The organism is Caldivirga sp. (assembly GCF_023256255.1).
Lineage (GTDB): Archaea > Thermoproteota > Thermoprotei > Thermoproteales > Thermocladiaceae > Caldivirga.
On the sequence record NZ_JAGDXD010000028.1, the window covers coordinates 92,864 to 107,475 of the forward strand.

At 42.0% G+C, this 14,612-nt stretch carries 16 protein-coding genes, 1 tRNA gene and 1 pseudogene; 10 read left to right on the forward strand and 8 right to left on the reverse strand.

Annotated elements, in window-relative coordinates; genetic code table 11:
• Positions 1 to 2 precede the first annotated feature (2 nt).
• The 4 genes from Q0C29_RS04860 (at position 3) to Q0C29_RS04875 (ending at position 3,727) form a co-directional block, all read left to right on the forward strand.
• Complete coding sequence (locus Q0C29_RS04860) at positions 3 to 1,007, forward strand: ATP-binding cassette domain-containing protein (RefSeq protein ID WP_291999532.1); 1,005 nt, start codon at positions 3 to 5, stop codon at positions 1,005 to 1,007.
• 5 nt (positions 1,008 to 1,012) lie between these two features.
• Positions 1,013 to 1,882: an ABC transporter permease gene (locus tag Q0C29_RS04865; protein ID WP_291999533.1), complete on the forward strand. Its 870-nt coding sequence runs from the start codon at positions 1,013 to 1,015 to the stop codon at positions 1,880 to 1,882.
• 109 nt (positions 1,883 to 1,991) lie between these two features.
• Complete coding sequence (locus Q0C29_RS04870) at positions 1,992 to 3,041, forward strand: hypothetical protein (RefSeq protein WP_291999534.1); 1,050 nt, start codon at positions 1,992 to 1,994, stop codon at positions 3,039 to 3,041.
• Between the two features lie 38 nt (positions 3,042 to 3,079).
• On the forward strand, positions 3,080 to 3,727 hold the full coding sequence (locus Q0C29_RS04875) for a hypothetical protein (RefSeq protein WP_291999535.1): 648 nt from the start codon (positions 3,080 to 3,082) through the stop codon (positions 3,725 to 3,727).
• Here the strand turns inward: Q0C29_RS04875 and Q0C29_RS04880 are convergent.
• The 3 genes from Q0C29_RS04880 to Q0C29_RS04890 all read right to left on the reverse strand — a co-directional run bounded on the left by Q0C29_RS04880 (position 3,709) and on the right by Q0C29_RS04890 (position 6,040).
• Positions 3,709 to 4,368, reverse strand: coding sequence for a TIGR00296 family protein (locus Q0C29_RS04880; RefSeq protein WP_291999536.1), 660 nt, complete (start codon positions 4,366 to 4,368; stop codon positions 3,709 to 3,711). The two genes, Q0C29_RS04875 and Q0C29_RS04880, sit on opposite strands and share 19 nt — an antisense overlap.
• Before the next feature lie 252 nt (positions 4,369 to 4,620).
• Positions 4,621 to 4,908, reverse strand: a complete 288-nt coding sequence (locus Q0C29_RS04885) for a hypothetical protein (RefSeq protein ID WP_291999537.1) — start codon at positions 4,906 to 4,908, stop codon at positions 4,621 to 4,623.
• Between the two features lie 700 nt (positions 4,909 to 5,608).
• A complete protein-coding gene (locus tag Q0C29_RS04890) occupies positions 5,609 to 6,040 on the reverse strand; it encodes an HAD family acid phosphatase (RefSeq protein WP_291999538.1) in 432 nt (143 codons plus the stop codon).
• A gap of 250 nt (positions 6,041 to 6,290) precedes the next feature.
• Between Q0C29_RS04890 and Q0C29_RS04895 the strand changes: the two genes are divergently transcribed.
• A complete protein-coding gene (locus Q0C29_RS04895; protein ID WP_291999539.1) occupies positions 6,291 to 7,397 on the forward strand; it encodes a pyridoxal-phosphate dependent enzyme in 1,107 nt (368 codons plus the stop codon).
• A gap of 183 nt (positions 7,398 to 7,580) precedes the next feature.
• Here the strand turns inward: Q0C29_RS04895 and Q0C29_RS04900 are convergent, their stop codons facing one another.
• Positions 7,581 to 8,024 (reverse strand): hypothetical protein, encoded by a 444-nt coding sequence (locus Q0C29_RS04900; protein WP_291999540.1) that lies wholly within the window; start codon positions 8,022 to 8,024, stop codon positions 7,581 to 7,583.
• A gap of 119 nt (positions 8,025 to 8,143) precedes the next feature.
• Between Q0C29_RS04900 and Q0C29_RS04905 the strand changes: the two genes are divergently transcribed.
• The gene (locus Q0C29_RS04905; protein WP_291999541.1) at positions 8,144 to 9,073 is read left to right on the forward strand and encodes a hypothetical protein; all 930 of its coding nucleotides are present in this window, start codon (positions 8,144 to 8,146) and stop codon (positions 9,071 to 9,073) included.
• A 20-nt stretch (positions 9,074 to 9,093) separates the two neighbouring features.
• Here the strand turns inward: Q0C29_RS04905 and Q0C29_RS04910 are convergent, their stop codons facing one another.
• Positions 9,094 to 9,738: a DUF973 family protein gene (locus Q0C29_RS04910; protein WP_291999542.1), complete on the reverse strand. Its 645-nt coding sequence runs from the start codon at positions 9,736 to 9,738 to the stop codon at positions 9,094 to 9,096.
• A 136-nt stretch (positions 9,739 to 9,874) separates the two neighbouring features.
• On the opposite strand from Q0C29_RS04910, the gene Q0C29_RS04915 reads away from it, so the two are divergent.
• Entirely contained in the window at positions 9,875 to 10,285 is a 411-nt protein-coding gene (locus tag Q0C29_RS04915; RefSeq protein ID WP_291999543.1) for a hypothetical protein, read from the forward strand.
• Position 10,286: 1 nt separating this feature from the next.
• Here Q0C29_RS04915 and Q0C29_RS04920 read toward each other — a convergent pair whose 3' ends face one another.
• Positions 10,287 to 11,114, reverse strand: coding sequence for a DMT family transporter (locus tag Q0C29_RS04920; RefSeq protein ID WP_291999641.1), 828 nt, complete (start codon positions 11,112 to 11,114; stop codon positions 10,287 to 10,289).
• Positions 11,115 to 11,649: 535 nt separating this feature from the next.
• Here Q0C29_RS04920 and Q0C29_RS04925 point away from each other — a divergent pair.
• Positions 11,650 to 11,865 (forward strand): hypothetical protein, encoded by a 216-nt coding sequence (locus Q0C29_RS04925; protein ID WP_291999544.1) that lies wholly within the window; start codon positions 11,650 to 11,652, stop codon positions 11,863 to 11,865.
• Here the strand turns inward: Q0C29_RS04925 and Q0C29_RS04930 are convergent.
• Complete coding sequence (locus Q0C29_RS04930) at positions 11,837 to 12,034, reverse strand: hypothetical protein (protein ID WP_291999545.1); 198 nt, start codon at positions 12,032 to 12,034, stop codon at positions 11,837 to 11,839. The two genes, Q0C29_RS04925 and Q0C29_RS04930, sit on opposite strands and share 29 nt — an antisense overlap.
• A gap of 53 nt (positions 12,035 to 12,087) precedes the next feature.
• A tRNA-Leu gene (locus tag Q0C29_RS04935) sits at positions 12,088 to 12,175 on the reverse strand.
• A 365-nt stretch (positions 12,176 to 12,540) separates the two neighbouring features.
• Between Q0C29_RS04935 and Q0C29_RS10845 the strand changes: the two are divergent.
• Both Q0C29_RS10845 and Q0C29_RS04945 read left to right on the forward strand, forming a co-directional pair.
• Positions 12,541 to 12,810 (forward strand): annotated as a pseudogene (locus Q0C29_RS10845) (PaREP1 family protein); the annotation flags it as partial.
• Positions 12,811 to 13,157: 347 nt separating this feature from the next.
• Positions 13,158 to 14,609, forward strand: coding sequence for an alpha-L-fucosidase (locus Q0C29_RS04945; protein WP_291999546.1), 1,452 nt, complete (start codon positions 13,158 to 13,160; stop codon positions 14,607 to 14,609).
• Positions 14,610 to 14,612 lie beyond the last annotated feature (3 nt).

Consider the following 14,612-nt stretch of genomic DNA (forward strand, 5'->3'; position numbering starts at 1 on the left):
CTATGCCATTAGATTCAGCAATAAAAGCCATAAACCTAACCAAACGCTATGGTCCAATACTAGCCGTGGATCACATTAATTTCGACGTTAAGTACGGTGAGGTTTTCGGCTTCCTAGGCCCTAATGGGGCAGGTAAAACCACAACCATAAAGATGCTGACCACTGTAACTAGACCCACTGAGGGTACAGCACTGGTGAATGGTTACGATATTGTTAAGCAACCGGCTAAGGTGAGGGAATCAATTGGTGTAGTTCCCCAGGAGTACACTAGTGATGAGGATTTAACCGGTTGGGAGAATCTAATGCTCATAGCTAGCCTATATGGGATACCTAAGAAGGAGGCTAAGGAGAGGGCTGTTGAGCTACTTAACCTAGTTGAATTGTCCCATGCAGCAGACAGGAAGGTTGAAACATATTCAGGAGGCATGAGGAGGAGACTTGAGATAGCCATGGGTTTAATAAATAAGCCTAAGATACTGTTTCTTGATGAACCAACCCTGGGTCTTGATGCGCAGACTAGGGCTGCAATATGGTCGTATGTTTATAGGCTTAAGGAGCAATTGGGTACCACAATATTCGTTACTACTCATTACCTTGAGGAGGCAGACCAGTACTGCGATAGAATAGCCATAATTGACCACGGTAAGATACTTGCCATGGGGACACCTAGGGATTTAAAGGAGAGCATTGGCGGTGACGTGGTTTCAATACAAGTTGCCGGTAATCCTGAGTCCGCAGTTAAGGTGCTTCAGAGTGTTGATGGTTTAAGTGACGTTAGGGTTGTTGAAGGGTACGTTAGGTTTAAGGTTAAGGATGGCAGTAGAGCTGCACCAGTAATATTCGATATATTGAGTAAGGCTGGTGTTAGGGTAATGAGTATATCAATTAAGGAGCCTTCAATGGATGAGGTCTTCATGGAGTACACTGGCCATAGCCTAAGGGAAGAGTGGGGCAGTAGGGAGGAGGCCATGGCTATGAGGAGGATTATAAACACGGCTAGGAGGTGATGGGGATGAGTAATCCACTTCATGGTTTATGGGCCTTAACGGATAGGGAACTTAAGAAGTGGTATAAGGCTCCGGTAGTCTTAATAGTGACATTAATTCAACCAATAGTTTGGCTAGCCTTCTTCGGTAAATCAATGAACATGACTTCAATATTCACAAATGGTAGTGTTAACATACCTGGCTTAAACATACCTAAACAGGTTATTGACCAAATAGCCCAAGCCTACTTAAAGTCAACATTCGGTACAACGGACTACTTCTCATTCCTAGCCGCCTCAATGGTTGCTCAAATAACCTTCTTTACCGCAATGAACAGCGGCATGAGCATTGTGTGGGATAGGAGATTAGGGGTGTTGGGTAAGCTACTTACAACACCTGTACCTAGGGGTAGCATAATAATGGGTAAGGTGCTTAACTCAGTAATAAGGTCACTTGCCCAAGCCACCATAGTGCTACTTATAGCGGTGCTCTTAGGAATGAAATTCAATACTAAGCTAACCCCCCTTGAGTTTGCGCTAAGTATTATTGGTGTTTACGCAGCCTTAACTCTACTTTCCTTAGGATTCTCATCACTGTACTTAACCCTGGCACTTCGTTCAACCAATTGGCAGTCTCAAATGGCGATAATAAACCTACTCAACATGCCGTTAATGTTTGCAAGTAATTCATTCTACCCAATAAAGATGATGCCTTGGTGGCTTAGACCAGTAGCCTACGTAAACCCATTAACGTACGTTAATGATGTAACAAGAGGATTACTACTAGGTGTATCATCATTCAGTGTACCCATGGACTTCCTGTACTTGACAATATTCGCTGTGGTGTTCTCGGCAATAGGGATAGTGTTGTCTTGGCGTTTCCTAAGTGAAGCCTAGTTAAACACAATCATATTGAAGGACACTAACCCTATGGTTATCTCCCTGTTAATAAGCGTAATGTAATGTAGGGTCATGGTGTTTTATTCATTAACCTACCTACCTATACGTGAATTTAAACCACCCAGTAACCGTAAGGGTTATGAGGATTAGGGAACTAGTTAACTTAACTCTACTAGTTTTAATGTCCCCCCTAGTTGGTTATGAGGAAGCCATTAGGTTAATAGGTGATAATATTGAACTCAATAAGGTTGGTAAGGCATTGTTAACCATGGCTAGGCATTATGAACAGAGTGGTGTAAGTTATGATGCATACTTTGAGTTTCTCGCCCAGAGGTTTAACAATATGGTTGAGGATTGGAGGAAAATGAGTAGTGAAGTTAATTTAAGCGTATTAATGTTAACGATGGCTTTAGTAATGCTTGAAGCATTAATGATAATGCTAATAGGCGTTGGGTTAGCAGGTTCAATTCTTGTCCTAGCGCCATTACTGTTAATGCCCCTTATACACGTTAATCAAATAAAGCTATATGATTATGATTACGTTAAACCCACAATAATGGGTCTCATTCCGGCACTAGTAGTTTATGCTATTACGCGCTCCCCAGCCTACACTATAATAGCATTCTCACTAGGTTTCTCAACCCTCTACATGCCTCAATTCCTTGGTTTCATAAGGCTTATTACAAACCTAGAACAGAGAGTAATGGAACCCATACTTGAGTTAACATGGAACCCTAATCCAAGGGAGATAACAGGTTCCTCCATTATTGAACGCGAATTCTCAAGAATAAGGGACATAGCCTATAGTATTGGTGCACCATACTTCGTAACCAGGGCAGCTAGGGTGGTTGATTCATTGATTTTTCAAATTAAGAGCATGTTTAGGGATAACGTGGTTTATGGGGTGTTGATTCCGGTTAACTACATTGCATTAATTGAATTCCTTAGATTAATCAATAGTACTATTTCATCAACTGCAATTAATACTGCTTTAGGTTCACCGTTTAATTACCATGTACCGTCGGTAATACTTCTGGCTTCAGCGTTAACTACAGCTATATTAACTGGTAAGGTTATTCACAGTATTGGCTTAGGCTTATCAATCATGTGCGTGTTTATCATACCCCTCTTAGCCATCACCCCCATTAGAATGTAGGGCAATATTTTTATATTAATTCAGTGTACTAACACATAATGAACTTAGTAGACATAGTACTGGTGGTCACTGTAGTAGTGGTGGCCTTAGTAGTAATCTTGCTAGTGGTTAGAAGAGGTAAGGGAGGTGGGGGGAAGGCGACCTCAACTGGTAATTTAAGCAACATAAATATACGGCAAAACCCTGGAAGCCAAGGTATGGGTACTCAACAGGCTAGTGAACAAGCTAATCAGGATTCAATGGATTCACTTAAGAATGAGTTAATCAGTAGGATAGAGAGCCTAACGTTAATGATCAGTGAGGTTAATAGGAAGGTGAGCGAATTATCAACACGTCAAACTACTCAACAGGAATCCCCAATAATGATGATTAGTTACGCGCCGTCAAGTCTAAGTGAAGTTAGGGATATGGTTAACGTGGACGCCCTAGCCTTGGTTGATGCCATTAACCTCAAGGTAATTGAAAAGGATGGCGACTATCCCTTTGAGTCATTAAACGACTACATAATGATGGTGAGTAGAGATAAGTTAAGCTACATGGGTATAGTTAAGGATGGTGCCAATATTTACGTGGTTCCTATAATAGAAAACACACTATATTCAATCATAGTGTCAAGTAAACCATTGTCTAACATTGACGTTAACGTGATTAGGAGATTAATGAGCAACTACGCTTCATCAAGGTGACACTTCTTTAATTCCTCAATAAGATCCCTCTCGTAAACATCCCCCCTAGGCCTTCTCTCCCTGAATATCTGCGCCTCATAGGTATAAACTCTAGTACCCTTCTCGGCCCAACACTCAGGTCTTAGGTAAGCCTTCTCGCACGCTTCATCAAGGAACATTACAGTATCCCAACAATACTCAACGGGCACTTGAGGAAGAAGCAATCCACTATACATCCCCCTCTCTATTACTAAACCATGAACACCAACCCTAATTGAATTGACTAATTCCTTAGGGGAATTAAACCTAGTCTCCTCAAGGGGACTGAGTACACTTACCTCAAAAACTACTGACTCAAGCTCATTAACGTCGAGTGGCGCAAACCTAGGGTCATCGAAAGCCGCGGCCAAGGCACTGTTTATTGTCGCCCTAGCCGTATTAACATTACCCCTTGGGAAACCTATGCATCCCCTCAGCTCAGTGGTCCCATTCTCCTTCACTGTTTCTATCGTAGTGAAAACCCCGTAATTATCCTCAAGCAATCTACTGGGTGTATCTTCAGGTGGCTTTATAATACGTCTACTTTTTATAAACTCCTCCACCGCCCTTCTAGCTAACTTAACTAGGAATGCTCCCTGTTCAAGGTTATAGGGCTTAAACACGTTAATTAATTAACTTAATGCTTTAATATCTCTTACGCTATGAACGTAATATAGTATGCAGTCTCCTGGAGCATTAGCTAATTAAGTTAACTTAGGGGCGTTTACCCTTACCATGTTTTTCAAATTACCTTCACCATACATTAATTCACACTTTAATTAGATCAGAATAAGGTAATAAGCATTATATGAAACTTATGCGTTACTATAATGTTTAAAATAACTCAGGGATTCTCATGACTATTAGCAACTAAACTAATCATTACTACTTAAATACGCATCTGTAGCATTACATACATCATGGCTTAACGCGTTTAAGACCTGGAAAGTATCGGTGGCGTTAGGCATGGCATCAACATGGTTAACATTAATACCTTGCGACAATAACCCTAAATTTACGTATATTGATAATGCTACCAATAATACTAATGTAAGAAGCGCCAGTACTGGTAATACCTTACTTGAATACGCGCTATTCCTCCTGCAATGCGTATCATTTTTAATGATCAATTGATCAACGTTAACTTTACTTAAAGGACCCACGTAATGCCATACTCTACCATGCCTAACATAAACATAGAGACCTTTACCACTAGAGTTCGGCCTTCATTGTGGCTAATAGTCACTTTTCGTGACTATTAGTCGCTCGGCCTCATTACTCCTTCTTCCTCCCCGTGCCGTCTACGGGACTAACTCCCCTCGAGGACGCGGGGGTTTCATTGGGTGCCCTCCTCCACCTCGCAACTGCTCACAGGCTTCACAGTGGCACCCTCCAATTAAGCATTGAAGGAAAAGCTAATAAATTTTGTTGTTAAATCGTATGAAACATAGGGGAGTCATAACCTCAACACACCTAATAGCATCAAGGGGACTAGAAGCAATTAAAAATAACGAGTAGTTACGTAAATGCGTTACAGACTTAATCACAATTGTACCTTCAAGACCACATCTAGGACATCTGCCTCTAGCCAGTGCATAAGACTTAAACATAAAGTTCTGGAACTGGTGAATAAAAGTAGCCAACGGTTACACGCTATGTAGTGAAACTAGGTTCATAACCTCAGCCTCAACATTAAAAAGCTAAAGTCTTAACTTAGACGGCGCAAAGGGATTAATCCATCAGGGTTTAAGAGGAGTAAGGAGCATTACCACTGTTGCTGATTTCCCTATGAGATAGCAATTACTATTCATGCTAGTCATTCAACTAGGTAATAGGCAAGTACATTAACTTGGAGGGAAACCTCTAGACTAATACTGCATCAATCCCTATTCCCTTAATTGCCTTCACAGTGTCTGGGTTATCGTCAAAGTGAACTAAGATAGGATACTTACTTAGTACTCTAGCTAGGGCTTGTGTCTTGTAGACTGGGTCTGGGTCATGATTATCATTAGGCCTCATTATTAGGTCAATGAACCCCATTAATCCATAGTCCATAAGCTGCCTAATGGTGCATTGCCTCATTCTTTCAGGTCTACCAGTTAACAATAGTACGCCTAGTTTCCTCCTATTTAATGAATTAGCATACTCAATAGTATTAACCAGTGGTGAATCAAGGTGAAGCTTACCGCAGTCTAGGAAGCATTCCCAATTAACTGAACCATTAATGTAACATAACTTAAGCCTATTTGTTGAATCCACTAGTGTACCATCTATGTCGAAAGACACGTAGGCCATAACTCCCCTGTATGCGGCCCATTATATAATTTCTACTTCATAAGGCTAATTCTCAGCTAAACCTGTTAGTGTCTGTAGCTTTTTACGTGGCTATTCGTTGTTTCAATTACTTTTAATACCTTAATGCTAAGTGGGGGGAGTAAATGAGACTGAGTGATTAATTATCATTAAACATTAATCATGATGAAGGTCGAACCCTACTTAATAAGAGGAGACGCAACGTTAATAATTGGTTCAATACAGTAACCGTGTGGAGTTTACATGCATATTATGCGGTTACAGAAGCCATGAACCAGGGGTATGTCCAAGATGCGGGCTACCACTGCTTTACAGGGTTAGCTTCAGTAAGTTTCACATAAGTAGCCTACCTGGAGTATGGAGGTACCTTAATGAGTTACCGAAGCCTAATAAGCTAGTTAGCCTTGGTGAGGGCTTTACTAAGATTAGGAGGATTAACGGCATAATCATTAAATATGAAGGCAATAACCCCACTGGTACATATTATGATAGGGGTTCAGCGGTTTTAGCTAGTCTTACTAATGATGGTGATGTTAAGTTAGTCTTCGAGGAGGATTTAACCAGGTCACTGGCATTATACCTATCCATGGTGGGTATTAATGTTACGGTAAGTGTTAATTCTAATGTTGACCCAAGGGACCTACTCATACTGGCTAAGTTAAGTACTAGAGTATGCGTGAACTGTGTTAGGGATCCCTCAGTGGATTACTTTAACCCATTCCTAATAGAGGGCTTTAAGACAATATCATACGAGTTAATTGAACAATTAGGCGACTTAAGAACAGTCACAGTACCAGTGGAGAGAGGCGCGTTAATCCTTGCCTTAGTTAAGGGCTTCATGGAGCTTGAGGATAAGGGTATTATTAGTAATGCACCAAGGGTAATGGGAGTGCATGTGGGTTCACTTAAGAGCCCAATAGGTGATCAATTAAGGGAATTAGGTGTTAGCTTTATGAGTGTTAAGCCTGAGGACACTATTACGGCTGTTGTTGAATTAGCTAAACACTCCGTGTTCGCTAGGCCAATCTCAGCCTCAGCCTACGTGGCGGCTAAGGATATTAATGAAGCTGTAGCCGTAGTATCTGGTTCACCTAAGGTTAGGGCTAGTTTCAATATGAGGACGAGGAGTAATAGGGCTCAGAGCCTTCAGGATGCAATACTAGCAAGGGCACCTAAGGGGGTACCATTAACAGCCTACAGTGTATGGAAGACTGTTGGTGAAGGATCATTACTAGGGGTGTATAAGGCCCTAGACTCATTAGCAAGTAGGGGCTTAGCCACAGTCATGGTTAAGGTCATTGGGAGAAGGAAGGTTAAGTACTATGTGTTAGGTAAGTGAGCGCTTCCCTATTTACCGATACCTAATTACCATGAGTCTTTATAAACTAAAATAGTTAACTTAACACTATATCCAGTGCTTAAGCAATTCCGCACCTTAATGCAAGTTGGTTGAATAACGCGTGAGGAAGAAACCTTAAGCAGTAATGTCAAGAACTCTAGGATGACCTTACCTTGCATGCCGTTATTCCTGAGCCTCAATAGCCTTAAGTAGCCTCCTCAACTTTACGTACTGTTCTCTAAATTCCACGGTGGCGAAGGCTTGGAGTAATGCTATCGCTATTACTGCGACCGCATCAAATTTAACCATACCAAGGATTGCTAATATCGTGTAGGTTATTGTTAAGGCTGTAGCGGATCCCATGTAGAATGATGCCCTAGGCAACACGCTGGATCTGACTATTATGGCACCTTCAATTACGCCACTTTTCTTAATAGCCCTATAACCATCAGTATCCTTAATCACTAAGCCGAGTATCCTTAAATGCTCTAAGTGATGGTAAGCCAAGCCAGAGCTGGATAAGCCCAAAATCCTCTGAACCTCCCTAGCACTCATAGCCCTACCCTCCCTAAGTAGAAGTAGGTAAATCCTCAATGCTGTTTCACCAAGCCTAACATCACTACCCATAGTAGTGAAGAAGCCTAGTTCTTTAAAACCTAGGCGTTAACACATCATGTACTACGTGGTAAGTAAATTAACCAGGTGAATTAACCCTTATTATGAAACCCAGTCCACTGATACCACTGGTGATTGTGGTAGTGGCATTAGCGATTGTAGTAGGTCAATTAACAAACTCATACGAAGTATCAATGAACACTACTAACGTAACAACAACCAATGGTACTTCCACTACAGTTACCACATCAGCTACTCCGCAGCAACCTGGGGAGCGGATTGATGTAATGATTATAAGCAATAATGGTTACGAAGCAGTATCCTTATCATACCTAGTAAATGGTTCAAGGATACTTGCTGGAAAAGAGGCGTGGATTCATGAGAAATACCTCAACAATTCCTCATATTACTACGTTATAGTTCTTAATGAGTCTTCAGGTTGGTTTGGATACCTTAAAGTACCTGGTAGCGTATTGAATGAGGTTGTTAAGAATGGAACATATGCGGTGTATTCATGGATTATGTCTAACACTAGGCTTAAGCCCCTTGACCAATACCCTAAGTCAAGCCTTAGCATTATCATTAAGGCACCTAACGGTGAACTAATCAAGGGTGGTACACTGTGTATTTACTCAATGACTGGTAAACAACAATGCGTAAGGGTCACGAATGGTATAGTGAGGTTCAGTAACCTAACTACCGAACTGTACTTAGTATCCTACATAATGATGCTTCACGATAATGTAACAATCAACGTTTATGGCTATACCGTAAGCACCATACTTATTATTGACCTTACAGGTAACTGGTTACTAATCCCGAATAATGGAACAGTAACAGTAACACCACACGCTATGCTAGAGCAGATGACTTCATCAACTAACTCTTACTTAATTGCGGCAATCATACCAAGGGCAGCATCAAAATACATTACATCTACGTCAATTGTTTTAGCACCAGTAGTCAGTGCAAATATTACTGCAGTAGCCCTAATGCTGATTGCGGTAATACTGGGTGGACTGGCGGCTCTACTAATATTGCCAAGAACAGTTAGGAAATAATTCACTGAAGGTAGATGTTGCTAACCCTCCTCCTCAACTATTGAACTAACCCTATTCATTACCTCACTAAGCCCCATCACCACTGCAATTGTACCTAAGAAACCCAGTACTGTATTGACTACCGTTAAAATGATTAATACTCCCCCAACTAACAATGTTGATGAACGGTAATCATCACTAAGTCTCCACAGGATCACCGATAATACTGCATTACCAACAATGGCTAATACGATAATGGTTACGGTTAACATTATGAGTGGAGGCGCCATTTTAAGCATAAGTTGAGGATTATGCATTAGAGTATAAATCACCAGTACTAAGAGTAATACTCCTAGAATATAAGCTAGAATTATGGCTGCTAATCCAACACTGACGGCACCATATCGGGTCTCATTAACCTTAGCTAAGGTTAGGAAGCCCATTACCTTAAATACCATGGCCACAATCCCCATTATAATAATGATCACTAGCATTATTACTAAGCCAAGTAGTAGCCATGAGAACTCACTAGTTACGCCTAGGAGTAATGAGGGTAATGCAGCCGTAGTATTCGTGAGTATTGCAGGGATGAAGCCAATAATTACGGCAACTAGGCTAGTGACTATAATGTATGCTACTAAGTCAAGTGCATACCCAATCCTTATTTTGCTAATACCCTTATGCATTAAGGATGAGCTAATAGCTATATCATTATTACTGAATTTAAAAAATTAATCAGCAAAATAACGTAAGCATTACCACATGCAAACCTAGGTTAGAATCAATCTAGGGTTTATTAACCCTGGAGTCAACCTAGGGGTAATGGCGATAAATGCCTGGGAACTGGCTACAGAGTATGTTAATTCACTGGGTGGGTTAAGGCCACTACTAATAATCATGCATGGACCATGGGTATCCGGTGAAGCCTACGTAATGGAACCTAAACCCCCACTAAGTATAATAATTATTGCCAATGATACCTCAGTGGGCATTAAGGAGACGGAGGTGGGTGGGTTAAGGATAGTGGCTAGGTTCCTCACCCCTGACCTAGCCCTTAGCCTAGTTAAGCAGGGTGATGAGGAGCTTATTAACGCTGTTTACTCAGGCTCATTCCTGGTTAAGGACGAGGAATACTATAGGCTCCTTGAGGATACTATAAATGGGGAAATAAGGAGTGGTAGATTAACGTGGGATAGTAAGAGGGGGGTTTGGGTTAAGGCAACATTAAGGTGAACTAAGCTGATTTAATAACAAGGAGTAGGCCAATCATAGTCACTGCAGTACCCATTAATTCAGGGGTTGTTAACCGTGACTTAAGTATTAATGCGCTGAAGTAGAGGGCTAAGATTGGGGTTAGTAATAGTATTGATGATACAGTGCTAGGTCTCTCGCTACTAACCGCCTTAAACCAGAGTATGAAGCCCAGTATCTGAGCATCAGCGACAACCAGTAGCACCAGCAGTATGCCCCTGAGTGTTAGTGACAATGCTGGGTCAATGGGTAAGGCCAGGGCTGTTACTGGTATTGATAAGACTGATGATGATGCATTAGTTACAAGCGGATCAATGTCCCTGAACCACATTGCATATAGTATGGTTCCAAGACCCCACAGTAAACCAGCCACTAAACCCACAATAACCCCTAAGCTTAGGAACACTGAACTGGTGGAAGCCAATGCGACACCCGTAAAGCCCAGTATCAAGCCGATTACCCTCCCAAAGCTTAAACCATGCTTAAGTATTAATCTCTCAAAGAGAGCTACGAAGAGTGGCTGAGTATATATCATTAATGCGGCTAAACCCGGGTTTGGGGAGTATAGTATTGACACATTTATTAAAACTAGGAAGAGACCCATGTTCAACACCGCAGTTATAAGCATCCTCAGGTTCAACACCAGTCTCCTCACCAACGGATACATTAATGCTGATGCGGCAATAACCCTAATCACGGCTATAACCATTGGCGACGCGTAAGCCTCCGCCATCCTAGTAAGTGGGTAAGCCACCCCCCATACTAAGGCTAAAGCAACGGAGTAGATTATACCACTGCTTAACCTACTCATCTGCACCCCATCGAATTAACCCAGTAGTTTTAAGCTTAATTCATTTAGGTACTTTTCCTCAATTTAATCCTAGGTTTAAGTTCTATTAGGTAATAGGACGCTCATCTCTCTACGTACAGCTAACATGCTGCATATATGTCTGGCTTAGCTTCAATCATGGGCAATCTCCCTATCACAAAAGATAATGGAGATACCTTGTGTTAAACCTGAGGTTTGAGGATGTGTATATTAGGTTTGTGGTTCATCACTATGCTTATAACTAAATTCGTAACCTTGCTCATTAGGGAATCAGAGTACCCTAATGTTTGTATCATAATTACTAATTAAGTGCTAAGTTAAACTTATCATTACATAAACTTAGTTCAAAGTTAAATCCAAGTACCCTGTGGAGGTGACTGTAGGTTAGGTTCTTTAGGGTGTCTATTGACGCCTTAAGGACCTAACCTTAGGGTAGATATGTTTGCTTTGCCTTCCTATTCGGCTCAGCGGCGTTGGACAATGCGACTACGCAGAGCATTACTGATACACCACCGGTATGTTGCAGAACCTTAGCTTCAGCATTATACTGGCTGGCCCAGACGCCTACATTGATGAGGTTTACGGTAAGTTTGGGTTAACGCAGGCTGATAGAGAATGGTTGAGGATGGACTTAACCCCTAGGTTACTTGGTGAGTACGCTATGGGTATATTATACTCGCCACCAGCCAGTAGGCACGTCTTCATTAAGCTTGAGGAAAACGCTCTAGCCTAATGATTATTGTTACTTTCACCCCCTTCTCGTTTAGTATCCTCCATAATTCATTGTACTCGGTGGGTAGGGTTATTATGAATTGCCTACTATGCTTAATCACGCTCCTCCCCCTGAGTACCATGCCGTGCCTGAGGGATTCCAGGAGTAGGGCAACCTCCAGGTTATCCATAGGCTTATTCTAGGCTGGTTTTAATTAGCCTATTCATACCCGTATGCATGGAATGGTGCGGGGGGTGGGATTTGAACCCACGCAGGCCTACGCCAACGGATCTTGAGTCCGCCCCCTTTGACCAGGCTCGGGCACCCCCGCCATTAGGTAAGTTGCTATTAGGCTTTTAAACTTTCACGACTTGGAAACTCTTAACATTTTTAACTCGGTTATTTTTGATTAAACTTCTGGGTGAACCTTTAAGTACATCTGCGTAAATTAACCTGAAGGGGGAAACCCGCTTCCCGCTCGGTAGCCCTTGGGTTCAAATCCCGGCTAGCTTACTGTAATATTATTATTCACTAAAAATAAGAAGTCATTTAAACTTATTAATAATACTCACATCAACGTTACCGTTACCTTACAGCGTACTTAAAGGTTTGCCCTTTAAGATGAATAGTAAATCAGTAGAGGATTTATATACTAAGTAGCCGCATAGCTTAACGCATGAGTAGTATTGAGGGACTGCTGAGGAGGTTATTAAGGCGCTCGCTGAGAAATATAGAATACCAGAGTACCAAGAGTTCATAAAGGAAGGTCAATGGTACACCTATCTGCTTGGCATGGCTAGCAGGACATTAGCTAAGGAGCTAGGCTATTGGGTGCTTGATGGTTAGAATGTTGCATATGACCTACACGTATGGGGATTCCATGAGGGAAAATACGCAATTAACCACGTGAAGGTGAGTATCATTAAGATAGAGGAGATGATTAGTGAAGCTAAGAAGTTACTCTAACCTCCTCTCCAAAGAAACCATTAGGCATAGCGATACTGCAGTTTTTCAAGTGCTTCGCATCAAAACTATACTGAGTGAGAATTAATCTAAAACCTTGAATAGGTTGAGAGGGAATCTAGGAGAATGCGACAATGCAGCAATTCTTAATGAGAATACAATACATACATTAATACATGATGGCTTATTTTACATAATAATCCACAACATCAATAATGAGGGGGCTGAAGCCGGGGAAAACCCGCAATGTGCTTAAATATGATGTACCTAAAACCTAGCCCCTTGGGAAAAGGATAGCCCACAGAATTATATGGTTAAATATTTTAAAGTTTAAACCTTCTCCATTTAGTATGGTTAATTTCCCCGTTAGTTTACCTCCTGGCCCCTTTGAGGCTGATTGGGAGTCTCTTAGGGGTTTTAGAATCCCTGGTTGGTTTAGGTACGCTAAGTTCGGTATATTCATTCATTGGGGTGTTTACTCCGTCCCAGCCTTTGGTAATGAGTGGTATCCTAGGAACATGTATATTCAGGGGTCAAGGGAGTTTAAGTACCACCTTGAGCATTATGGGCCTCATGATAGGTTCGGTTACAAGGACTTCATACCCATGTTTACGGCTGAGAAGTGGGATCCTAATGAGTGGTGTAGCTTATTCAAGAGGGCTGGGGCTAAGTATGTTGTGCCAGTGGCTGAGCATCATGATGGTTTCTCAATGTGGGATAGTTCAATAAATAGGTGGAATGCTAAGAGAATGGGGCCACATAGGGATGTTATTGGTGAATTGGCTGATGCCTGCAGGGATTTAGGCTTAATATTCGGTGTATCGTACCATAGGGCTGAGCACTGGTGGTTCTTTGAGGGTGGTAGGAGATTCAACTCAGATGTAAATGACCCAGCCTACAAGGATCTATATGGGCCAGCGGTACCGATTAAGGAAACCCGTGAGCCGGGTAAACTATGGCCACAGCCCGTTGAGCCACCTAATGAGGAGTTCCTGAACGATTGGCTGCTTAGGGCTATTGAACTCGTTGATAAGTATAGGCCTCAGTTATTCTACTTCGACTGGTGGATTGAGCACCCTGCCTTTGAGCCTTACTTAAGGTTCTTCACGGCATACTACTACAATAGGGCCTCTGAATGGGGTATGGAGGTTGCGGTGAATTATAAGCATAATGCAATGCCTCCATGGGCTGGTGTGTTTGACGTTGAGAGGGGTAAGTTAAGTGGCATTAGGCAGTTACCATGGCAGACAGACACATCAGTATGCCTAAACACGTGGGGTTACACTAATGATTGCCAGTACAGGACCCCTGAATCAATAGTACTTGATCTAGTGGATATAGTTAGTAAGAACGGTAACCTACTCCTGAACGTTGCACCTAGGAGTGATGGAACAATACCTGAGGAGCAGGTTAAGATACTTAGTAGTGTTGGTGAGTGGTTGAGCACTAATGGTGAGGCATTATATGGGGCTGAGCCGTGGTTAACCTATGGTGAAGGACCCACTAGGCAACCCACTGGTGAGTTTAAGGAGGCTGAGTGGCTTAAGGTTAAGTACACTGGTAGGGACTTTAGGTTTACCAGTAGGGGTAATGCACTATACGCAGTAGCCTTAGAATGGCCTGGCGAGGAGGCTGTGGTTCAGTCACTGAGCAGTAATCTAAGGCTTTATGAGGGGGACATTAAGAACGTTGAACTGCTTGGTTACGGTAAACTGGAGTTCACTAGGGATGAAAGGGGCCTTGTGGCTAAGATGCCTAGGGAATTTAAGAGGCAACCAGCATACGTATTGAAGATAATGTAAATT

Coding starts and splice junctions, on each gene's coding strand:
- Q0C29_RS04900 (WP_291999540.1), bottom strand. CDS start 8,024: ATGGGTAGTGATGTTAGGCTTGGTGAAACAGCATTGAGGATTTACCTA.
- Q0C29_RS04875 (WP_291999535.1), top strand. CDS start 3,080: ATGAACTTAGTAGACATAGTACTGGTGGTCACTGTAGTAGTGGTGGCC.
- Q0C29_RS04910 (WP_291999542.1), bottom strand. CDS start 9,738: ATGCATAAGGGTATTAGCAAAATAAGGATTGGGTATGCACTTGACTTA.
- Q0C29_RS04930 (WP_291999545.1), bottom strand. CDS start 12,034: ATGGATAACCTGGAGGTTGCCCTACTCCTGGAATCCCTCAGGCACGGC.
- Q0C29_RS04915 (WP_291999543.1), top strand. CDS start 9,875: ATGGCGATAAATGCCTGGGAACTGGCTACAGAGTATGTTAATTCACTG.
- Q0C29_RS04865 (WP_291999533.1), top strand. CDS start 1,013: ATGAGTAATCCACTTCATGGTTTATGGGCCTTAACGGATAGGGAACTT.
- Q0C29_RS04945 (WP_291999546.1), top strand. CDS start 13,158: ATGGTTAATTTCCCCGTTAGTTTACCTCCTGGCCCCTTTGAGGCTGAT.
- Q0C29_RS04925 (WP_291999544.1), top strand. CDS start 11,650: ATGTTGCAGAACCTTAGCTTCAGCATTATACTGGCTGGCCCAGACGCC.
- Q0C29_RS04890 (WP_291999538.1), bottom strand. CDS start 6,040: ATGGCCTACGTGTCTTTCGACATAGATGGTACACTAGTGGATTCAACA.
- Q0C29_RS04920 (WP_291999641.1), bottom strand. CDS start 11,114: ATGAGTAGGTTAAGCAGTGGTATAATCTACTCCGTTGCTTTAGCCTTA.
- Q0C29_RS04860 (WP_291999532.1), top strand. CDS start 3: ATGCCATTAGATTCAGCAATAAAAGCCATAAACCTAACCAAACGCTAT.